Below are 21,582 nucleotides of genomic sequence, written 5' to 3'. Positions count from 1 at the left end.
CTATAGGGCCAGCCGGCCCTAAATAAGGAGAATAATAATGCCGTGGCTAGATTGGATAAGTTTATTTGTACGTTGGTTTCACGTTGTGGCCGGTGTAGCTTGGATTGGTGCGTCGTTCTACTTCATATGGCTAGACAACAACTTGCGAACGCCACCTAAGTGGAAACAAGACAAAGGGATTAAAGGGGATTTATGGGCCATTCATGGCGGTGGCTTCTACGAGGTAGCAAAATACGCCTATGGACCAGAGAAAATGCCCGAAACATTACACTGGTTCAAATGGGAAGCCTATACGACTTGGTTATCAGGCTTTGCCCTTTTGATTATCGTTTATTACTTCGGTGCCAGCGCTTACCTTATTGATCCATCTGTCAACGCCATGTCGCCAGCTACGGCAATATCACTAGGACTTGGATTAATCTTTGGTGGGCTTGCCATATACGAATTCGCATGTCGTAGTCCATTGGCCAAATACCCTCTTGCTTTTGGTATTGGGTTAGTTGCTCTAGTGTGTGTTGTTAGCTATCTGTCTACCCAATGGTTTAGCGGTCGAGGCGCCTATATTCATGTAGGAGCCCTTATTGGCACCATCATGGCAGGTAACGTATTTTTCAATATTATGCCTAACCAGCGCAAAATGGTAGCTGCGGTAGCTGACAAAAAAGATATAGACCCTGCGTGGGGCGCAAGTGCCAAACTTCGCTCGGTACACAATAATTACTTCACGCTACCCCTGCTGTTTATTATGATTTCAAATCACTACCCAATGACCTATCAGCATCCTCAAAATTGGCTGGTACTCATTGCCATAATGGCCGCTGCAGCGTGGATACGCCATTTCTTTAACCTGCGTCATGTGGGTACCACTAAACCAAGTATATTAGTCTCTGGCGCTGTCGCCATGCTCGCTATAGCACTGTGGGTATCTTGGCCACAAGCATCTTCAATTCAACCGTTGAGTCATAATGACGCGCTACCTTCTTCAGCCATGAGCGCAAACACAGCGGCTCAACCTGATTTAAGCGTGCCTACAAGCGAAATAGAAAACGAAACATCCACAGTGGTTAGTAACGAAACCGTCGCGAGTCTAATTAACACTCACTGTGTAAGCTGCCACTCGCGCACACCAACCGATGAGATTTTCAAAGTGGCGCCTTTGGGCGTAGTCTTAGATTCATGGGAGGATGTTGAAAGGTTCGCGCCACAAGTGGTTCGAAGAACCACAGTGACCAAAGACATGCCGTTTTTGAACAAAACAAAGATGACCGAAGAAGAAAGGCAAATCATAGCGCGCTGGTTTGCACAGCGACAGCAGTAAAATACGTTGAGCGATGTAGCTGCTTAGCTACATCGCTTTATCCCACTTGCTATTTGGCGCTGCTAAAACTTGCCCACGTTGCTTTTTTTCGTACATTACCTCATCTGCTCGGTCTAACCATTCCTGAACAGATTCAATACCTTCGTTCCACTGCACCCAGCCTGCGCTAAAGTTGATAGCGATGGCATTGTTGCCCTCAGTATGTATTTCAAATTTACTGTCTTGAATTCTGTCGAAAAACGCCGCTGTTTCAGATTCGTCCGTGCCATAAAGCAAAATTATAAACTCATCACCGCCGATACGACCAAACCTGTCGCTATCGCGCAAAAGTGACCCCATTCTTTGTGAAAATTCGACTAACGCTTTGTCACCAATTTTGTGACCGTATTTATCATTGATTTCTTTAAATTTATTGAGGTCAACATAAACAAGAGTAGACGCTTTTTGACCTCGTCCCATTCGAGCAATCTCATCGCTTAACTGACTAAAAATCTCTCTTCTATTGGCAAGCCCTGTAAGTGCATCGGTTTTAGAAAGATGCTCTAATTTAGTAACAGCACTCATCAAAGCCTGCTGCTGCGACTTCTCTCTCGTTACATCGTCTGCGGTACCTAGAATAAGCGAATGCATCTCGCTGTTGTCATAGATCAGACTGCCTCGGTCGTGAAGGTGCTTTACCTCGCCTTTTGAATCATAAATACGATATTGAATATCCCAATTTTGCAAAGGCCGCTGACTGAACACTTTTAAAACCCGCGCTCTATCATCTTCGTGAACATGGTCAATAAATCCAATGGGGTTACAGTAAAGCTCAAATTCATTGCGCCCGAAAATCTTTTCATACCCATCATTGACATATTGCAGCTTTTTTAAATCAGGCGTCGCTACCCAAATAAAGGTTCTGTTCGAAAACGCACTAACAATTTTACTGAACAGTGCATCAACTTGAAAAAGCTCAGATTGAATACGCTTTTTTTCATCAATGTCCTCGACCACAGAAATAAAGTAGTCTGGGTTACCCCGTTCGTCTCTAACCATGGAAACAGTTAGCTGAGCCCATACCTGTTCTCCGTCGCGCCTTAAATAGCGCTTTTCCAGCGTGTAGTTATCAACCTCGCCTTTTAAAAGGCTTTCTAAATAACCCAGATCTCGGTCTAAATATTCTGGAGAGGTTAATTCTTGAAAAGTAAGTTTAGTAAGTTCCTCATTTGAATAACCTAAAAAATCACACAGTGGTTTGTTCACACGGATGAAGCTTCCATCCACACTGACATGGGCAAGTCCTACTGGACAAGAGTAAAAGGTTTCTTCAAACATAGGGCATCGCCCCGCTAGGTAATTGCATTCCGTCGCCTCAATAAAAATAGTGCTCACGTTAAGCACTTAGCTATCTTATACTTTAGTATAAACAAGTATAGATTAGTTTTTTTTCTTAGCTAACGCGAATAACTAAGAATATGGCTTAGATATCTCTAATACTCGCGCTTGCAAACACCTAAAAAGTATTAAGGTAAGTTGCCAGTCTCTCACCTTAAAAAAGTGGCAAATCATCTTTAAACACTACACAAAATTTTAAGCGTGCATATGTTTAGAGTTTTTTACTAAGGACAAATTTCATGATCGAGTTCTCAGTTATTATTTTTTCTAAGCCTAATCAAAATGAAGCACTGTTGGATGTTTTAAAACCTTTGGTTAGCGCTAGCCGCGAGGAAAAAGGGGCTGTAATGTATGACCTCCATTCAAGTGAGGAGGGTGTGTTTGTTATTACGGAAAAATGGCAATCGCAAGCAGCACTTGATGCCCATGAAGCTACTAAGCACTTTACCAATTTTCAAGAAAAAGCGAGTGACCTTGTTGAAAAGGTTCTTAGATTACCAATAGTGCCAGACTAATTTTAAGATGTTTGAGAACTTAAGCGCTGCTCTATTGCACATTCTAAAGGCAGTGAACAAATGCGTTCACTGCCTTTATCTTTCCGCACGTTTTTTTGCGTTGGTTAATCGTTCGTATGGCTTTCAGACCAGACTCGCAGTTGTTCGAGGATATCTAAGGCAGAACGGCCAAAATCCGTCAGGCTATAAGCAACGGCTATAGGGCGAGAGTCGATAACATTGCGTATAACCATACCGTTGTTTTCAAGCTCTTTTAAGCGCTGGTCTACCATCTTGCGGCTTGCTCCACCTAGCATTCTACATAAGTCGTTAAACCTAACAGGCTCGTCTTTTAAATGATAAATAATAGAGCCTGTCCATTTACCACCTATCAAACGCATGCCGCGTTCAATCGCGCACGGCTCTGTACACGTATTTAAAACGGTTTTTCTACCCTTAGCGTCTGTTTTTATTTCAGTTTTCATTAATGTCCTTTAAAAAAGCACCTAGTAACTAAAAGTAAACTAATTGCTTAGTTGAACAAGGTAACTAAACTATACCACATAAACCATTTTGGCTGACAGTCGTATATCTCTTGTCAATTAGTCTACTTTATAAATAAAAGGTTCACAAAGTACTAAAACCCGAAGCATAAGACTAATTCAGATAAACAATAATACTGGGCAAAAAACAGGCAAAACAGACCGTTCAAACCAAGACTTACCTTGGCGAGAGCATTTAGACTCTAACTTCACGGTGATGATTACCATGATTGAATTTACGTTAAATGGAAAAACAGTGCAGACGGATGCTGCCTCAGATACGCCCCTTGTTTGGGTGATTCGCGACGAATTTGGCTTAAAAGGTACTAAATTCGGATGTGGTGTGGCCATGTGCGGCGTATGCACCGTTCATATCGATGGCAATGCTATTCGTTCATGCTCTTACCCTGTCTCTCTCGTTAATGGAAAGAAGGTCAATACAATCGAAAGTTTAAACGGTGAGCACCCTTTGCAATCGGCTTGGGTTGAGGAACAAGTACCACAGTGTGGCTACTGCCAGTCTGGTCAAATTATGCAGGCAGCGACACTACTGGATAGCAACCCTAATCCTAGTGATCAGGACATCGTTAATCACATGAATGGTAATTATTGTCGTTGTATGGCTTACACAAGAATAAAAAAAGCGATCAAGCGCGCCGCAACTTCTACGGTGCAGCATTACGACCCTAAGGCTTCATCAGAAGGTGAAAACGCATGAGCATTAAAGACCTATCTAAAGAGAAAAAAGACACAATAAACTTGTCTCGTCGCTCATTTGTGGCGGGCTCACTTAAGACATCACTTTTCATGGCGTTTGGTGCCTCGGCAATACCATCCGTGTTATCAGCTAAAGAAGCTATAGAAAACAAAACATTTTCACCTAACGTCTGGTTTGAGATGGACACCCAGGGTCACGTGACGGTAAATATCGCTAAAGCTGAAATGGGACAGCATGTTGGCACTGCTTTAGCGCGTATCTTAGCAGACGAACTAGAGTGCGAATGGGACAAAGTTTCCATTGTGCACGTTGATACCGACCCTAAGTGGGGTTACATGGTGACAGGCGGTTCATGGTCTGTTTTCCAAACTTACAAACCTATGTCGCAAGCAGGGGCTGCTGGCCGCCAAGTACTACTTAGTGCCGGTGCTAAATTATTAGGCGTACCAGTATCAGATTGTGAAGCCAACGCGGGCTTCGTAGTGTCGGGCAGTAAGAAAATCAGCTACGGCGATATTGTTGCAAACGGCAATATAGATAAGGTTTATTCGGCTGACGAATTAGAGAGCTTACCGATTAAGCCTGGAAATAAGAAACACCTTATCGGCTTGGGTAACCAATATAAAGCACTCGATATACCACCAAAAACAGATGGTACAGCGGTTTACGGTATTGATGTTGAAGTAGACAACATGCTGTACGCTCGCCCCATACTTCCGCCTACTCGTTATGGCAGTAAAGTCACTAAGGTGGATGACAGCCAAGCGAAATCATTGCCCGGTTACAAAGGGTACAAAATTCTCAACGACCCATCAGGTACCGTTGAAGGATGGGTTGCGGTACTCGCTTCTGACTATCCGACGGCAATCAAAGCTATCGATAAAGTGAAAGTCAGCTATAACGCGGGTAAAACAGGGAATGTGAGCGAAGCTGATATTCAAAAAGAGGGTGAACGAATCTGCCGTGACAGAAGTGAAGGTACGCTATTTGTCGATGAGGGCAATATCGAGAATGCTGGAAAGCAGGCAGCTGAATCAATCGAAGCCATGTATACCACAGCAACAGCAAGTCACTTTCAACTTGAGCCGCTAAACGCAATCGCTGAATATAAAGAAGGCAAATGGCATGTCCACACGGGTAACCAATGGCAAGGGCTTACACTGCCAGCAGTAGCAAAAGCCGCAGGCGTACCCGACTCTGATGTAGTCATACACCAATACTACCTTGGCGGAGGCTTCGGACGACGCCTTTTTGGTGATTGGATAATTCCTGCTCTACTTACCGCAAAAGCCGCTGGGCAACCTGTAAAGATGCTTTTCATGCGCCCAGACGATACCATGTTTGACCAACCTCGTTCAGCATCGACCTCGTTGTTTAACGCCTATTTCGACAACGCTGGGAATTTCACAGGGATGGAGCACGCACTTGCTGCCGGCTGGCCAACATTGGCAATGGCTCCGGGGTTTATGCCAGACGGTGTTGATGGTAAAGGCAAATTCGATCCGTTTTCCGCATCGGGTGCAGATCATTGGTACACCATGCAACATCACCGCGCCCGAGTGATAAACAACAAAGTCGCGCAAGAAACCTTTACTCCGGGATGGCTTCGCTCTGTAGGTCAAGGGTGGATAGTGTGGGGACTTGAAAGTTTTATTGACGAAGTAGCACATAAAGCAAACCAAAACCCCGTAGACTTTAGGCTGTCTATGCTAGACGGCAAAGGCAAACAAGCGGGTAAAGCGCCGGAAAGTGTTGGCGGAGCAACGCGCCTAGCTCACGCTTTGAAAAAGCTTAAAGACAAGACGGCTAATGTTGCACTTGGTGAGAACGAAGGTATTGGGTTTAGTGTAACTGCAGGACAAGAACGCACCATGCCTGCATGGCTTGCTACTGCAGCGCATGTTCATGTAGATAAAAGTAGCGGTAAAATCACGCTTAAAAAATTATGGGTAGTAGCTGACGCGGGTATTGTTGTTCATCCAGATGGCGCTATGGCACAAATGGAAGGGTCTTTGCTATGGGGAACTAGCCTTGCGTTATTCGAACACAATGAGATAAAAGACGGCTACGTGGCAAAGAAAAACTTAACCACTTACCAGCCACTTAGAATGAATGATGTCCCTGATATGGACATTGAGTTCATTGAAAGTAATGAATTTCCAGTGGGACTTGGCGAGCCAGGAGTTATTGGCGTAGCACCAGCTGTAGGTAATGCGGTTTATAATGCGGTAGGTGTAAGATTGCGACACCTCCCCATGTTATCAAGCGACGTCAAAAAGGCGCTTAAGGCTTAGGGTCTAGCTATTTAGTATTAAAGTTAGAGCGCTGACACTAAACATGGAATAGTTGAGCAAAGTAAAAAACAACCCGCACTTTTGCGGGTTGTTTTATAGTAAAAGGAAGCGCTTATTTAACCTGTTGGGGGCACTAGCTTGTTGCTAAAAAAGATAGTGAGCACTTAATACAAACGACTCTGACCCCGGGTTAGTGTCCCCTAGCCCACCGTTAGAAATATGACCAACTTCAGCCTCTAGCGAAAAAGTTTCAGAGACGTTGTATAAACCAGAAAGCGATGAGTAAAACTCAATGGTGTCGCCTAGATTTTCAGACTCATCGACAATACCGGCATGAAAAGCAACACGCAGGGAAAAGTCATTGTATTTGTAGACGTCTTTTGCCAACCCCGCAGCGAAATAGTGTTGACCTTGATCTGCGTTTACCAAGAGAACTGTTGGTCGAACTCCGTAAAATGATTCAAGCGGTTTGTGAACATAGGCCACATGCAATGCGTAACGGTCTGCGTCATCAAACAGATTCCAAACCGCAGCCCCAGCTTTGAGTTCTGTGCCCTGAGGTAGAGCATAAGTGGAAAGCGATGCAAAAGGTGAAAGTAAAGATAATGCAAGTGCGAGTGTTTTTACTGGTGTTTTCATGTTTATACTGTTTTAAGCAAAATTAAAAGTAGCGTTCCGTCTAAGCTTTTTCGGAGTTGTCTTCGAAGGTATTTCCATTTGTGAGTTCATAATGGTAGTTAGGTTACTTTTTTCAACCTACTAATTATTAGTAACCTTATAACTTTGCGGAAACAGACATTACGAATTGCTCTAAACGTAAATATTGAATAAAGGATAAGACGGGTGACTGCTGACCTTTGGTGTGCGCTTAACATCAATAAGACCCAAACAGCGTCAGAAATATTGGCTGTAAAACTGAGTAGAGATGTATGACAGACGAAAACTCCATTAAACATGCTATTGAAAGCACCAAGAGCAGTAAAAAAGTACTGGTTTTGTTTGCCCACCCCGCACAAACGCACTCTGAAGTAAACGTGCCGCTCTTCCATGAAGCCCAGCTAAATAAACACGTTACCGCGGTAGACCTATACGCAGAGTACCCCGATTTCAATATTGATATTGAACGGGAACAGCAGCGTTTGATCGATCACGATGTCGTTGTGTTTTTGTTCCCTCTTTACTGGTATTCGACCCCTTCAATTTTAAAAGAATGGCAGGATTTGGTGTTGGAATATGGGTTCGCCTACGGTCATGAAGGCACTGCACTTAAAGATAAATTGTTTCTTTGTGCGTTGAGTGCAGGCGGTAAAGAAGAAGCCTACCAGACTGACGGTTTCAATCATTACACCATTAGACAACTACTTCAGCCATTAGAGCAAATGGCGCAAATCACGCATATGACCTACATCGCTCCGTTTGCAATATTCGGTTCCCGTACCGCCCAAGAAGAGCATCGGGTAGCCGAACATAGGGGTAAGTGGACAACTCTGCTTAACAAATTAACCTCCAATACCCTCGATTTAGAAAAAGCAAAGTATATCGAGAATCTCGCAGACCTTTGTACATCTCAAGGAGATTAACGTGACTGGCTATTTTCTATATGCATTTATTTACCTTATTGCCGCAGTAATAGCAGTGCCAATAGCAAAGCGCCTTGGGTTAGGATCTGTACTTGGTTATTTAATTGCAGGCCTTGTTATCGGGCCAGTATTCGGGCTCGTTGGCGATGAGACGGTTGCCATTCAACACTTTGCTGAATTCGGCGTAGTAATGATGCTGTTTTTAGTGGGGTTGGAGCTAGAGCCTCGGTCACTATGGGCAATGAAGTCCAAACTAATAGGCTTAGGCGGGCTACAATTAGCACTCACCACCGTTCTTATCACCGGCGTCGCCTTGTTTCTTGAACAGCCTTTTGGCATTGCTCTTACAATAGGCCTTATTTTTGCCCTTTCTTCAACCGCTATTGTTTTACAAACATTACAAGAAAAAGGCCTTCAGAAAACAGAGGGGGGCAAAAGCGCCTTCTCCGTCTTGCTGTTTCAGGATATCGCCGTTATTCCCATGCTTGCGCTTATTCCTCTTCTTGCCATACCCGAGCTGGTCGAAGCAGGAAATGCACATGGCGGCGATACAGGATCGCACGATAGTCTAAACCTTGTTGAAGGGCTTGCCCCTTGGGCTTCAGGTCTCGTGATCATTAGCTCAATTGCCTTTTTAACCATCGGAGGACACTACTTAAGTCGCCCATTATTTAAGTTTGTGGCCGCATCTGGATTACGAGAAATTTTTACCGCAACCGCGCTTATGCTTATTATCGGAATTGCAGCTTTAATGGGGCTGGTTGGGCTCTCTCCTGCCCTTGGCGCATTTTTAGCGGGTGTAGTTCTAGCTAACAGTGAATTCAGGCATGAGCTTGAAGCCAATATCGAACCGTTCAAGGGATTATTACTGGGCCTCTTTTTTATTACGGTAGGCGCTGGCATTAACTTTTCTGTGCTTTCAGAAAACCCTGTGTTAATTGCAGGGTTAACCCTTGCTGTTATGTTAATTAAGGCCCTAGTTCTGTTTGTTATTGCCTTATTATTTAAAATAAAAGGTAAGAATAAATGGCTATTCACACTAAGCCTCGCACAGGCCGGTGAGTTTGGTTTTGTACTGTTAAGTTTCGCCTCGCAAAACTATGTATTGCCTAGCGACATCATTTCTATACTTTCTTTAGTCGTGGCCATTTCTATGTTTTTAACGCCGGGGCTTTTCATTTTATTCGACAAAGCCATAATTCCTCACTATAAAAATGCTAAATCTCAACGTGATGAAGATGTTATAGACGAGAAAGGCACTGTGGTCATTGCCGGCATTGGCCGTTTTGGGCAGATAGTAAATCGCCTCTTAGTGGCCAACGACGTCAAAACGGTTGTGCTCGATATTCGCTCTGAGCAAATAGACCTTTTCAGGCGCTTCGGTAATAAAGCTTATTTCGGCGATGCATCTAAACCTGACATATTGCATACCGCTGGGGCACAGGAAGCCTCTTTATTGGTTATCGCCATTGACGACAGAAGTACAGCTGCAGAGATGGTGAAATATGCTAAGCACGCCTTTCCCAATGTAAAAGTGCTTGCCCGTGCCTTTGACCGTGGGCATGGCTATCGGTTGCGCCAGTTAGGCGCAGATTTTGTAGTATCAGAAACCTACCATAGTGCGCTAGAGATGGGCGCAGAAGCATTACGTTCACTCAATATCCACCCCTTTCACGTTGAGCGACAGAAAATGGCTTACAAGAACATTGAATCTCAACAAAACGATGTGCTGTATCACGCGTGGGTAGATGACGCGAGTGGCGAAAGGATAGACAACAACTACCTTAAACTGTTCAGCGAACTAGAATCGCTTATTGAAGATGCACTGAAAGCAGATTTACATGACAAACATTCGAAGATGCGTGGCTGGACGCCACCACCAAAAGGGTATGCTGAAAAGCTTGCGCCTGATGAAAAACCAAGTAAAACAAATGAATAATGAGTGTGTAACTCTGCGGAGCTTAATTTGCGCTTTTGAACTGCGGGTCGAGGCGTTAATTGGTATTCGCCGATTAACGCTTGTATTTGTGAACAAAAATTCTGATCGAAAACGATAAATAACGCTATAACCTTTAAGTACATTGAAGTATGCGTATATTAGATTTTTACAACATCCTTCTTAAAAAGAATGGATATACGCGTAATAAAACATAACCCATTGCCAAAATGGGGATAAAAAGTGGTTTATTTAAATGGAGAGTTACCATGTTGTCTAAAAAGAGTCTCTTTAACAGTGTAGCTATGCGCGCTGTAGTTGCATTTGCTGCACTTGCTGGCTTAAGTGCGTGTGAAGACGCCCCCACTCCACCAAAACCCGTCTCATCAACACCGGTAACTCTTTATAAAGTTCAACATTCAGACGAGACCATCGCTAAATTCCCAGGGCAAGTGGAAGCAGCAGAGTATTCTAACCTTTCGTTTCGCATTGGCGGCAAACTGCAAGAACTCAATGTAAAAGCGGGCGAGGAAGTTAAAGAGAACCAACTTATCGCACGGCTTGATGACAGAGACGCAAAAGCGCAGCTCGCCACCGCCCAGTCTCAGTTCGATGTGACTTCCGCTATGTTTGAACGTATGGAAGCATCGGTTGAAAAAGGCGCGGTAAGCCGCTCTACCTTTGATGAAGCGAAAGCCAATTTTTTAGCCGCTAAAGCCAGCCTGACCAATGCACAAGACCAGCTGAGTTATACAGAGCTTCGTGCACCTTTTGCTGGGCTCATTGCCTCTGTGCCCGTTGAAAACTATCAAGTAATTGTGCCTCAGCAAACCATTGCCGAGCTTCATATGCCAGGCGCTATTGACGTAACGTTTCAGTTGCCAGAGCAAAAGATGCGCATGATTGACCGCTCTAGAGCCCGTAAAAACCGTACCTCAGAAATGGCGTGGGTCACTTTCTCTGGCATGCCAGAAAAACGTTATGCTGCCATGTATAAGGATCACGAAAGCACTACACGACAAGGCGAGCTTAGCTATGAAGTGACCATTACTCTACCAGAACCAGAGGACATCAATGTACTGTCTGGTATGAGCGCTACTGTATTGCTCGATATGACCAAACTGATTGAGTCTGATGCGAAACTTTGGTTAGTCCCTTTTGGCGCAGTGGTTACCGACAATGAAGAGCCAGAAAAAGCCATTGTGTGGCGCTTCAAACCTAGCGGAGATGACGAAAAGAAAGGTACAGTCGAAGCGGTAGAGGTCATGATTACACGCGCTATTTCAAACGGCTTGTTAGTTGAGGGCCCGCTAAACGACGAAGATAAAATTGTCGCTGCTGGTGCTCACCTTGTAAAAGAAGGCCAGGCGGTTACTGAGTGGACGAAAGAAGGAGGCCTGTAAATCATGGTCGAGTATTTTTTTCGTCAAAAAGTCATAAGCTGGATGATCGCCATCATTTTAGGTGTTGGTGGCATTGTGTCTTTCTTAGGTCTTGGTCAGCTAGAGTTTCCTGAGTTTACGATTAGAAGTGCTCTAGTGATGACGCAATACCCGGGGGCAACCCCCGAACAAGTTGAAGAAGAGGTTACGCTTCAGCTTGAAAAAGCGATTCAGCGTATACCCAACGTAAAGCGCATTAGTTCTGTAAACATGGTAGGACTGTCGCAAATTACCGTTGAATTAAAGAGCAGCGTTCAAGCTAAGGATTTAGAGCAATACTGGGACAACTTACGCCGTAAAGTGGGTGACGCACAAGCTTCACTGCCACCGGGAACCGGTACATCGATAGTTAATGATGACTTCGGCGATGTGTATGGGCTTTTAATGACCTTACAAAGCGAAGACTATTCATTAAAACAGTTAGAAGATTTTGCTGACCTTATGCAGCGAGAAATTCAGCTTGTCGATGGCGTTAAAAAAGTATCCATTGCAGGCACCGTTTCCGAGCAAATTATCGTGTCTTTAGATCACGATAAAATGAAAGCCCTTAATGTTTCTGCAGAATCTATTGCCGGTCTGTTAACTGCGCAAAACGTGGTAGGCAACGCAGGTTCAATTAAAGTTCAAGGTAAGCGTCTTTCTATTCAGCCCACGGGTGAGTTTGATAATTTGGAGGCATTAGGCCAGGTGGTAATTGGCTCACCGGCTAGCGGCCTTATTCGCTTAACTGATATTGCCACCATCGAGCGCAAGCTTAACGATACCCCCTCGCTTCTTTACCATAGTTCTGGCACCCCTGCGCTGTCTATTGGCGTATCGTTCGCGTCGGCAGTCAATGTAGTTGATGTAGGCAAGCGACTTGATACCAAAATTGCCGAGCTAGAACAGCGTATGCCACTTGGTATGAGCCTGAATACTGTTTACAACCAGCCTTCGGTAGTCGACGATTCTGTAACCGGCTTCCTCATCAATCTTGCTGAAGCGGTGGCCATCGTTATTTTTGTACTGCTGCTATTTATGGGCTGGCGTAGCGGCGTGCTGATGGGGCTTATTCTTGTTCTTACTATTCTTGGCACCTTTATTTTAATGTCGATAAAAGGCATTGAACTTCAAAAAATATCCTTAGGTGCGCTTATTATTGCGTTAGGTATGTTGGTCGACAACGCCATTGTGGTAACCGAAGGCATGTTAATTGGTGTGAGAAAAGGACAAACTAAGCTTCAGGCGGCCAAGGACGTAGTCTCTCAAAACGGATTACCGCTTCTTGGCGCGACCGTGATCGCCATTACCGCTTTTGCACCTATTGGGCTTTCCCCTGATGCCACGGGAGAATTTGTTGGCTCCCTTTTCTGGGTTCTGTGCTTCTCGTTATTCTTAAGTTGGATCACAGCGCTGACCATTACCCCATTCTTTTTCGACTTACTGTTTAACACAGAGAAAGAACGTCAATCAGATAGCGAGGATGACGACCCTTATAAAGGTATTATCTTCACCGTTTATAAGCGAATACTTACTGCTGCCATTAATCATCGATATATCACTATTGTACTTGTCGTACTTGCCCTAGTAGGCAGCGTCGCGTCGGGTAAATATGTGAAAAACGCGTTCTTTCCTAACTCATCTACTCCACTGTTTTTTGTAGACTTACGTCTGCCAGAAGGTAGCGATATTTTAACGACTGAACAATCGATACGTCGTTTAGAAGAAAAAGTGATGGATATGCCTGAGATCGCCAACATTACCAGCGTAATAGGCGGCGGAGCACAGCGTCTTACACTAACTTACTCGCCTGAAGACCGCTACGCGAGCTATGGGCAACTTATCGTCGAGACCAATACAGTGGAAGCTCGCGATGCCAGAATGCGAGAAATTATTGAGTTACTGCGCGAAACCTTCCCCAACGTGCAGTACAAAGTACAAGCTCTACAAGTAGGGCCTTCTGCAAAAGCGGCCATTGAGGCCAGAATATACGGGCCTGAGCCTGAGGTTTTGCGTGAAATAAGTAGTGACGTTGAAGCTATATTCCAAGCAGAACAAACCATGGATAGCGTGCGCTTATCATGGAGTAATAAAGTCCCATTTATTGAGCCTGTATTCTTGGAAGAACAAGCCAGACGTATTGGGGTAACCCGAGATGCCGTTCACACCGCATTTCTCCTTAACAATGAAGGTGAAACTGTCGGGCTATACCGCGAAGGCAGCGATTTAATTCCGATTGTAATGCGCAACGATCCGAACCAGCGCTATGATATAGACAACCTTGCCTCGCTTAACGTGTGGAGTCAGGAGCAAGGTAAATATATCAGCATGGCTGACGTAATAAGCAATGTTGATGTGACCTTGAACAATCCCATTATAAAACGCCGAGACAGAGTTCGCATGTTAGCTGTCTATGCTGAACCACTTCCACTTTCTGGGGAAACAGCCGCTAGTGTGCAGGCTAAAGTTCGGCCACTTGTAGAAGAACTTGAACTGCCCGATGGCTACCGTATTGAATGGGGCGGAGAATACGAAACATCAACAGATGCACAAAGCGCACTGTTTGCGAGTATGCCCATTGGAATTTTGGGTATGTTTATTATTACCGTATTACTGTTTGGTCGATTGCGCCAAGCGTTAGCCATATGGGGCGTAATACCACTTACCACTATTGGAATTATTGGTGGCTTAGTACTAGTAGGTGCCCCATTTACCTTTATGGCGCTGCTTGGTAGCTTGAGCCTTATTGGTATGGTGCTTAAAAACGGTATTGTGTTGATGGAAGAGATAAACGTGCAGGCGAAAGGTAATAGCGATGCGTTTGATGCCGTAGTTAAAGCATCGGTATCTCGTGTACGCCCTGTTTCTATGGCTGCTATCACCACAATATTGGGTATGATCCCCCTATTTTCTGACGCGTTCTTCGCATCAATGGCAGTGGTTATTGTATTTGGTCTGACCGTCGCCACCGTACTGACACTGCTTATTTTGCCGGTGCTACACTGTACATTCCACGGTATTAAGTCTGAATAAAAAGCGCGTACAACTAATTTAATTAGTTGTACGCTTTTTTGTAGTGCTAATCGCAACTGCAGCCAAGATCTTACAATGTGAATAAAATATCGCTAACAGCCAGTGTCGAGATAGCTTCTGATGCTGGCTTTATTTTTTCAAAGCCTACAACCTTTCCCTCCCAGCAAAACTACACTATTCAGTTTACTTTTTAAATAAGTTGTATATCATAGGTAAACTACACTGTGCAGTATACTTTATAAAAGGCGAGATCATGCACGTTAATATTCGCACACACTTTCTTGTTGGAGTTTTATTTATGACATCTCTCTGTGGCTTTTCTAATACTCATGCTGCAAATGCGTCACAACCTGAAAAATTCACTAATACTCATGTTGAATACAAGACGACATGGCGAGACATGTGGAAAGTGACCAAAGCGTATTTTCGTGACAACAGAGATGCAGCAACGCCAACGTTTGACATACCCGTCTCGGCACTGACACCTCAAATGCTTGACGCAGTTGCAGAAGATAGCGTGATAAAGCTGGGCCACTCTACTACCCTATTGAAACTTGCCGAGCGTTTTATATTAATCGACCCGGTATTTAGTGAACGAGCGTCTCCTGTGCAATGGATAGGACCCAAGCGGTTTCACGATGCTCCAATATCACTTCAAGACTTACCTGACATCGATGCAGTGATAATTAGTCATGATCATTACGACCATTTAGATAAGAGCAGTATTGAAATACTTCAAAGCAAGGTTGGCGTGTTTATCACACCGCTAAAAGTAGGTAATCATCTACGTAACTGGGGTGTAAATGCAGATAAGATTGTAGAGTTGGATTGGTGGCAAAACACTGAAATTGGCAATATTGAAATCGTTGCAACCCCTTCTCAGCATTTCTCCGGGCGAGGATTATTTGATAGAGATGAAACCCTTTGGGCTAGCTGGGTTATCAAATCTTCAACTACAAGCATTTTTTACAGCGGCGACTCGGGCTATTTTGAAGGCTTTAAAGCGATTGGTGATAAGTATGGCCCGTTTGATTTGTCGATGATTGAAACTGGTGCTTATAACGAATTATGGTCTGACATTCACATGCTGCCTGAAGAGAGCCTGCAAGCGCATATTGATGTTCAAGCCAGTGTTATGATGCCAGTACATAACAGTACTTTTGATTTAGCACTACATAACTGGAACGAACCCTTAATAAAAATTACAGATCTTGCTGGTACAAAAGGTGTCCCTACCAGCATTCCTATCTTTGGCGAAATAGTACCTATAAAGCGTGCTGGTGAAGTCCCTAATAAGACCTGGTGGATGGAAAACAGATAAAACATATAGACAAAGAGGAGGCTTTATTACTACTCGCTTAACATTTTGTTTTACTGTACATTTATGGTTACATTGTATAATTCGCACTCATCTCTTGAGTAAGCTACAATTAGATAAAATGCTGTGCGATTAAAGTCTAAGCGCACAGAGAAGCTGCGCGACCGCTATAGCGAAAATCAATTTTTCAGTTGAAGGAGATAACTGCTAGTAATGAAGCTATCTAGCCAAACTAATTTGGGTATTGTAACCCTTTTGTTTTTAGCATTTACTGCATTGTCCGTCGCTGAATTACGTGAGCTACAATCAAACACGTCTGAGGCGGTAACGCTGCAGGCTGAAAAAAGTGCGCTGGTATATAAGAAGGGTGTTACTCAACAGGTTCCTCTTTCCCCTCAAGCTGAGCGTCTAGCACTAGAAACGTTACTAGAAAGTGCCGTGGCACAGCCCTATGTATCTGCCGCATCGGTTATTGACTCAAACGGTAAAGAAGCGTTGAGCGCAAAGGCCGCAAGCGAAAACACCGTGCCACCGTGGTATTCACTCGTTGACCCAAGCCCTGCTTTTGTGAAGCGCATCGCTTTATACAATAGTGAGAATAACCTCGTACTTACGGCAAGTAAAAGTACGCTTGCCAGTAATTTACTTGCTGTACTAATTAAAAATATCGCTGCTTTTCTCGCTCTTGCAGTGCTTCTTTCACTTTTCGTTGTACTCGTTAACCGACGCATAAAGCGCCCCGTTGATGACACCGTTAAAAAGCTCAATGAGATTGGCAGCCATAACTTTACATCGCCTGAAATAACAGCGTCGAGTGAAGATTTTAAGCCATTAACCGAAGCGGCTAACTCACTTGCAGGCACATTATCTACTAAATTTGATGAGCTAAAGCGTCAAGCAGAACTATTTAAAAAAGAAGCCAGTAAAGACTCGCTCACAATGCTAGCTAATAGAGGTGCTTTTGAGCGTCATATGCGCGCTCTTCTAAATGAAAATGCTTCTGCTCAAGAGAAAGAGCTTATCATTGTCAGACTAGCTCACTTAGGCAGTATAAATACGAAAATGGGTATGGTTCCGGGCGATAATTACATAAAAGCGGTGGCAAATATTTTGGTAGAAGAAACCAAGAACAACCACAATATCCGCTTTGTGTTTCGATTGTCGGGCGGTGATTTCGCACTAATCAGCGAAGCTATGGAAAGCGCGGCCCGAGAACTTATGCTTACTAATCTTGCAAAGCAATGTGCAAGCGCATCGCCGCTTCGAGATGGAACCAAAGCGACCTACATGGGGATCACTCGATTTGTCGGTACAATGACAATGCCGCAAATTATGGAAAGTGTGGATAGCGCTCTCATTACTGCAATGAAAACCCAAAACGGCTGGCAGTTGGCATCAGAGATATCAAAAGTACACAGTAATACTCAGTGGCGTGAGCGATTGAACTACATTGTGTCTCAACAGTACGCCGATATTATGATCCAGCCTGTAATGAACACAGACCAAAACATTCCGGCTTATTACGAAGCATCAGGACGTTTTAAGGATAAGGATACAAATGACGTAATCCCTATGGGGCAGCTGATTCCAGCCTCGGAGAGATTAGATCTTATTCCACAGGTGGACAAGCTTGTCACTACTATCGTACTGAAAAAGTTAGAAGTAACTTCTCAACATGTCGCTGTAAATTTAAGCATAGTGTCAATTGCGAATGCCGAGTTTAGAGACTGGTTAGTAAAGGAAATCGCTAAGCGTAAGCCCTTAGCCCATAGACTGAATTTTGAAGTAGAAGATGCCGCCTTAATTCAGTATAGAGAGGTGACAGAATCGCTTTGCCGCCAGTTAATTAACATAGGCTGTGGAATTACTATTGAGCGTTTTGGTGATAATTTTGCTTCACTTTCTGGCCTACGGGCGATACAACCACAGTTTGTAAAGCTTTCTGGCAGGCTAACCCAAGGTATTCATACAAATAAAGACAACCAGCTATTTATTTCAAGCCTTGTGAGTATAGCCAAAGGCTTGAACATAAAAGTGATAGCAGAAATGGTAGAAAACGAAGCAGAATCAGTGGCTTTGAATAAGCTTGGCGTTGACCATCAGCAAGGTTATTATTTTGCTAAACCTGCTCTGTGGAATGTGTATTAATACGCCGGTTATTAATACTCCATAGATGATTACCGCGCTTTAAGACGTGCGCGAATGCGTGTAAAAGGTTAAGACATAATAGTGAGCGCCTTAAACGTTTTTTAGACCTACCAACTTTGACCTGAATATAAGCTTTCTATGGCGTCAGCGCTTACCGGCCTTGAGTACAGATAGCCTTGTACATATTCTACGTTTAGTGATTTACAGTAGTCAGACTGGCTTTCTGTTTCTACCCCTTCTACAACAATCTTCAAGTTTAGTTTATGTCCTACATTTACAATGGCTTCCATTAATGCGCTGTCGTAGTCATTCTCCGGTGCGCCCTCTAGAAAAGAGCGGTCAATTTTTAGATGTGTAACAGGAAAATGCTTCAAATAACTTAGTGAAGAATAGCCAGTCCCAAAATCGTCAATTGAGATTTCTACGCCTAAATCTCGCTGTACTCGAAGATCTTCTAAAATGGTACTGTCTGATTTAATTAGTACGTTTTCAGTAAGCTCTAAACCGATATCTTTAGGCTGCAAGTTGTATTCGTCGCGACAAGCAGTAAGGCATTTAAAATAAGAGCTTTTTTCTAGCTCTTTGCCTGAAACGTTAATATCGATACGAATTTCGATGCCTTTTTGCTTCCATTCTTTCGCCTGTTGGCACGCTTTTCTAAGTACCCAGGTTCCTATATCGCCTATAAGCTCACCGCGCTCAGCGATAGGTATAAAGACATCAGGAGGTACAGCTTTAGTTTTATCTACAGGACACCATCTAAGCAGCGCTTCACATGAAGTAAACCCACCTGTTTTGCAGTCGACCTGAGGTTGATACACAAGCTCAAATTCATCATTGCGCAGCGATTCTCTTAAATTCGCTGCTACGTTTCTTTGCTCGCGAAGACGCTGGCTTAGCGCATCTGTGAAAAAATGATATCTGTTGCGGCCTTCAGCCTTCGCTTGGTACATAGCTGCGTCGGCGTGTTTTAGAATGTCGTCAATCACATCGCCATCACGGGGGTACAGGCTGATGCCAATGCTAGAGGTAATATGGACGTTTTCAGTACTTAGCGCAAAACTCTCACGAAAACACGCGGATAGGGTTTTCGCGATTTCCTCACACCTATTTTCGCAGCTTACGTCGTTAGCCAAGTAAACGAACTCGTCGCCGCCAAACCGGGCAAGTACGCCATTAGCGTTATCAATGCAGCCTGACAAGCGCTTAGCCACTGACTTTAGCAATTCATCGCCCCAGGAATGCCCCAAGGTATCGTTAACCTCTTTGAACATATCTAGGTCGATAAAAAACAGCCCAAAACCTGTGTTAGATGACCGTGCATCGTCAATAACAGAGGTTAAACATTGTTCTAACGCGCGTCTGTTGGGTAAATTCGTAAGTAAGTCAGTGCATGCCATTCGCTCCAACTCTTGACGTATCTCGTGCTGTTCAGTTAAGTCAATATCAACACAATACATCTCTGGCGAGTCTGTGCCCTGCTTTAACATTACGTGAGAAGAAAAAACGTGAATGGGCCGACCGCCCTTTTTCTTTAATACCAATTCATCGGAAGGAATAGGCTCGTTAAACTCTATCCAGCGCTGATGAAATTTAATAACGTCATCGCGCATAAAGTTAGGGATAATGAGGTCTTCAAGCTTTTTACCCAGCGCCTCGGTTTCGCTGTAACCATAGATATCTTCGCTTGATTTATTCCAGTAGATTACATTTCGGTACTTGTCGTATCCTTGCACAGATACTTTTGGTAAGGCGCTAATGAGCTCAAGGAACCGCCTCTCAGCAGCACCATGTTGTCCAAACAACAAGGGCTCTTCGTATCTCTGCAAGCTCATCGTACTCCCGTAACTACTTTTTAAGTACTCAGCGTTCATAAAAATTTTCAGCACTATTTCAGTGTAGTCTAAAACCAATAGTTAGATGGTCTTATAAGACGCAATAACGAACACAGAGAATAAATGAATACTGTAACTGCTCATACACCATACCGTGTCAATAGCACAAGTAGGATACGACAAAGGTTGTAATCTTTGTGATGGAGAAATAAATGGTGCGTCTACCCTGATTCGAACAGGGGACCTCTACCATGTCAAGGTAGCGCTCTAACCAACTGAGCTATAGACGCATATAGAACTGTGTTGCACCTGTAAGGTGGGCGAATGCCGGACAACGGCGCGTATAATACTTAGCATAGGCGCCACCTGCAAGAAAAACTTATTAAAAGAAGGTTCAAGTGACTAATTTGACAGCAATTAGCCATTTACCTAACGATTAACCATTCCATTTTATATCATATTAAATGGAAGCGGCTTGATAGCGTCCACTAAGGTTCCGTCGTTTACAGCACGCATAAAGTATTCACCCAGCCTGTCGGTCTCCTTTAGTACCGTTTGCCAGTATTTAATGCGCGTGTCAGCATCGAGCACTTCAAAATCTTTCCTGTCGGGAATTTTGCTGTAAGGTAAATTTGCTACAAAAGAAGCTGAAGGGACTAACATCACCACATTATCGTAGCTCGAACTATGGGGCACCCTTCCCTTTAAGCCTTTATCAAACCATCCCGGGATAGGTTTATTGTAAAAGTGCGGATACAGCACTAAACCTTCATCCGGTCCAAACGACAGGTCAAAATGGTAGTCGATAATACCGCCATCGCGATACATACCGACAGGCGCACCTTCAATTTCCGGTACACCTTCGATCACAACAGGAATTGAACCCGATGCTAGTAATGCTGTGTGTATGTTTCCCTGTGTCAGCTCATGGTATTTGGTAGGCAGCTGGTATGGGTCGTTAATAGCAAAGTCCGTATTCGGAGTAGAAAAGACATAACGTGTGTATAAGCGCGACAAATTTTTGCGATTAACCGTGTTAGCCGCTGCGCTCATAGCTAAGCCCGAAAGCTGTCTGAATTTACTTTCAAAGCGGGTAGCGCCTAAACACTTAGCAACAATTAGGTGGGCTTTGAAGCGAGAGTTAGACAGCACCTCTTGCTTGCCTACTTCGTTTACCATTTCTTTCAACAAATCTTCAGCTTTAGCGGTAATTTCTCTCGGTGTTGGTTTTTCGCTGTACGTTGTTGTCGAGTAAGACGTCGCTAGACGGTTTATGGCAGACAACGGGTCGTCTTGGACAGCGCAAATTGCTCGAAACGCACCTGCTGATGAGCCTATAACATGTATTTGATGGTCAATATTGGCAAACCATTCAGGAAATAGCACGCGGTCCAGGCCCGCAAGTGAAAACCATTTAGGGCCGCCAGAAGCCCCCAGGAAGTAACTAAACAACTCGGGCGTAAACCCGTTTTTCATTATAGTTTCACGTGCTTTCTTACCTGCATATATGTCTAAGGGTGCCACTCAATTTCCTTGCTAAGTTTTTTTAGATGAAGCTTCAATACAAG

The 21,582-nt window shown here is 43.9% G+C and carries 15 protein-coding genes and 1 tRNA gene; 10 read left to right on the top strand and 6 right to left on the bottom strand.

Going from position 1 to position 21,582, the window contains the following annotated elements:
- Nucleotides 1–37 precede the first annotated feature (37 nt).
- Nucleotides 38–1,318 carry a urate hydroxylase PuuD gene (locus tag IW644_RS02725; protein ID WP_269916301.1) on the top strand — a complete coding sequence of 427 codons (1,281 nt, stop codon included), beginning with the start codon at nt 38–40 and terminating at the stop codon, nt 1,316–1,318.
- Between the two features lie 27 nt (nt 1,319–1,345).
- On the opposite strand, the gene IW644_RS02720 is transcribed toward IW644_RS02725, so the two are convergent.
- A complete protein-coding gene (locus tag IW644_RS02720; protein ID WP_269916300.1) occupies nt 1,346–2,692 on the bottom strand; it encodes a diguanylate cyclase domain-containing protein in 1,347 nt (448 codons plus the stop codon).
- Between the two features lie 242 nt (nt 2,693–2,934).
- On the opposite strand from IW644_RS02720, the gene IW644_RS02715 reads away from it, so the two are divergent.
- Nucleotides 2,935–3,210, top strand: coding sequence for a putative quinol monooxygenase (locus tag IW644_RS02715; protein ID WP_269916299.1), 276 nt, complete (start codon nt 2,935–2,937; stop codon nt 3,208–3,210).
- A 104-nt stretch (nt 3,211–3,314) separates the two neighbouring features.
- Here IW644_RS02715 and IW644_RS02710 read toward each other — a convergent pair whose 3' ends face one another.
- Nucleotides 3,315–3,674 carry a winged helix-turn-helix transcriptional regulator gene (locus IW644_RS02710; RefSeq protein ID WP_025254827.1) on the bottom strand — a complete coding sequence of 120 codons (360 nt, stop codon included), beginning with the start codon at nt 3,672–3,674 and terminating at the stop codon, nt 3,315–3,317.
- A 283-nt stretch (nt 3,675–3,957) separates the two neighbouring features.
- Between IW644_RS02710 and IW644_RS02705 the strand changes: the two genes are divergently transcribed.
- Together IW644_RS02705 and IW644_RS02700 are read left to right on the top strand one after the other, a co-directional pair.
- On the top strand, nt 3,958–4,449 hold the full coding sequence (locus tag IW644_RS02705; protein WP_269916298.1) for a (2Fe-2S)-binding protein: 492 nt from the start codon (nt 3,958–3,960) through the stop codon (nt 4,447–4,449).
- Nucleotides 4,446–6,743, top strand: a complete 2,298-nt coding sequence (locus IW644_RS02700) for a xanthine dehydrogenase family protein molybdopterin-binding subunit (RefSeq protein ID WP_269916297.1) — start codon at nt 4,446–4,448, stop codon at nt 6,741–6,743. The genes IW644_RS02705 and IW644_RS02700 overlap by 4 nt, the downstream gene beginning before the upstream one ends.
- A gap of 144 nt (nt 6,744–6,887) precedes the next feature.
- Here the strand turns inward: IW644_RS02700 and IW644_RS02695 are convergent, their stop codons facing one another.
- The gene (locus tag IW644_RS02695; protein ID WP_179983015.1) at nt 6,888–7,382 is read right to left on the bottom strand and encodes an acyloxyacyl hydrolase; all 495 of its coding nucleotides are present in this window, start codon (nt 7,380–7,382) and stop codon (nt 6,888–6,890) included.
- Between the two features lie 290 nt (nt 7,383–7,672).
- Between IW644_RS02695 and IW644_RS02690 the strand changes: the two genes are divergently transcribed.
- The 6 genes from IW644_RS02690 (at nt 7,673) to IW644_RS02665 (ending at nt 18,179) form a co-directional block, all read left to right on the top strand.
- Nucleotides 7,673–8,323, top strand: coding sequence for an NAD(P)H-dependent oxidoreductase (locus IW644_RS02690; protein WP_179983014.1), 651 nt, complete (start codon nt 7,673–7,675; stop codon nt 8,321–8,323).
- Between the two features lies 1 nt (nt 8,324).
- The gene (locus IW644_RS02685) at nt 8,325–10,262 is read left to right on the top strand and encodes a monovalent cation:proton antiporter-2 (CPA2) family protein (protein ID WP_269916296.1); all 1,938 of its coding nucleotides are present in this window, start codon (nt 8,325–8,327) and stop codon (nt 10,260–10,262) included.
- Nucleotides 10,263–10,528: 266 nt separating this feature from the next.
- Complete coding sequence (locus IW644_RS02680; RefSeq protein WP_269916295.1) at nt 10,529–11,662, top strand: efflux RND transporter periplasmic adaptor subunit; 1,134 nt, start codon at nt 10,529–10,531, stop codon at nt 11,660–11,662.
- 3 nt (nt 11,663–11,665) lie between these two features.
- On the top strand, nt 11,666–14,713 hold the full coding sequence (locus IW644_RS02675) for an efflux RND transporter permease subunit (RefSeq protein WP_269916294.1): 3,048 nt from the start codon (nt 11,666–11,668) through the stop codon (nt 14,711–14,713).
- A 298-nt stretch (nt 14,714–15,011) separates the two neighbouring features.
- Nucleotides 15,012–16,034 carry an MBL fold metallo-hydrolase gene (locus IW644_RS02670; RefSeq protein WP_269916293.1) on the top strand — a complete coding sequence of 341 codons (1,023 nt, stop codon included), beginning with the start codon at nt 15,012–15,014 and terminating at the stop codon, nt 16,032–16,034.
- Between the two features lie 210 nt (nt 16,035–16,244).
- The gene (locus IW644_RS02665) at nt 16,245–18,179 is read left to right on the top strand and encodes an EAL domain-containing protein (protein ID WP_269916292.1); all 1,935 of its coding nucleotides are present in this window, start codon (nt 16,245–16,247) and stop codon (nt 18,177–18,179) included.
- Nucleotides 18,180–18,286: 107 nt separating this feature from the next.
- Here the strand turns inward: IW644_RS02665 and IW644_RS02660 are convergent, their stop codons facing one another.
- The 3 genes from IW644_RS02660 to IW644_RS02650 form a co-directional block, all read right to left on the bottom strand.
- Nucleotides 18,287–20,014: a sensor domain-containing protein gene (locus IW644_RS02660; protein ID WP_269916291.1), complete on the bottom strand. Its 1,728-nt coding sequence runs from the start codon at nt 20,012–20,014 to the stop codon at nt 18,287–18,289.
- A gap of 213 nt (nt 20,015–20,227) precedes the next feature.
- Nucleotides 20,228–20,304, bottom strand: a tRNA-Val gene (locus IW644_RS02655).
- Nucleotides 20,305–20,464: 160 nt separating this feature from the next.
- Complete coding sequence (locus IW644_RS02650; protein ID WP_269916290.1) at nt 20,465–21,538, bottom strand: patatin-like phospholipase family protein; 1,074 nt, start codon at nt 21,536–21,538, stop codon at nt 20,465–20,467.
- Nucleotides 21,539–21,582 lie beyond the last annotated feature (44 nt).

The sequence above is a fragment of the Alteromonas sp. PRIM-21 genome, assembly GCF_027563165.1.
Classification (GTDB): Bacteria; Pseudomonadota; Gammaproteobacteria; order Enterobacterales; family Alteromonadaceae; genus Alteromonas; species Alteromonas macleodii_A.
This window is presented reverse-complemented; position numbering and strand designations above follow the sequence as displayed.

What these genes read in the sequence shown, in the direction of transcription:
- IW644_RS02665 (WP_269916292.1), top strand. Translation starts at nt 16,245, where the DNA reads ATGAAGCTATCTAGCCAAACTAATTTGGGTATTGTAACCCTTTTGTTT.
- IW644_RS02660 (WP_269916291.1), bottom strand. Translation starts at nt 20,014, where the DNA reads ATGAGCTTGCAGAGATACGAAGAGCCCTTGTTGTTTGGACAACATGGT.
- IW644_RS02710 (WP_025254827.1), bottom strand. Translation starts at nt 3,674, where the DNA reads ATGAAAACTGAAATAAAAACAGACGCTAAGGGTAGAAAAACCGTTTTA.
- IW644_RS02725 (WP_269916301.1), top strand. Translation starts at nt 38, where the DNA reads ATGCCGTGGCTAGATTGGATAAGTTTATTTGTACGTTGGTTTCACGTT.
- IW644_RS02670 (WP_269916293.1), top strand. Translation starts at nt 15,012, where the DNA reads ATGACATCTCTCTGTGGCTTTTCTAATACTCATGCTGCAAATGCGTCA.
- IW644_RS02680 (WP_269916295.1), top strand. Translation starts at nt 10,529, where the DNA reads ATGTTGTCTAAAAAGAGTCTCTTTAACAGTGTAGCTATGCGCGCTGTA.
- IW644_RS02700 (WP_269916297.1), top strand. Translation starts at nt 4,446, where the DNA reads ATGAGCATTAAAGACCTATCTAAAGAGAAAAAAGACACAATAAACTTG.
- IW644_RS02715 (WP_269916299.1), top strand. Translation starts at nt 2,935, where the DNA reads ATGATCGAGTTCTCAGTTATTATTTTTTCTAAGCCTAATCAAAATGAA.
- IW644_RS02690 (WP_179983014.1), top strand. Translation starts at nt 7,673, where the DNA reads ATGACAGACGAAAACTCCATTAAACATGCTATTGAAAGCACCAAGAGC.
- IW644_RS02695 (WP_179983015.1), bottom strand. Translation starts at nt 7,382, where the DNA reads ATGAAAACACCAGTAAAAACACTCGCACTTGCATTATCTTTACTTTCA.
- IW644_RS02675 (WP_269916294.1), top strand. Translation starts at nt 11,666, where the DNA reads ATGGTCGAGTATTTTTTTCGTCAAAAAGTCATAAGCTGGATGATCGCC.
- IW644_RS02705 (WP_269916298.1), top strand. Translation starts at nt 3,958, where the DNA reads ATGATTGAATTTACGTTAAATGGAAAAACAGTGCAGACGGATGCTGCC.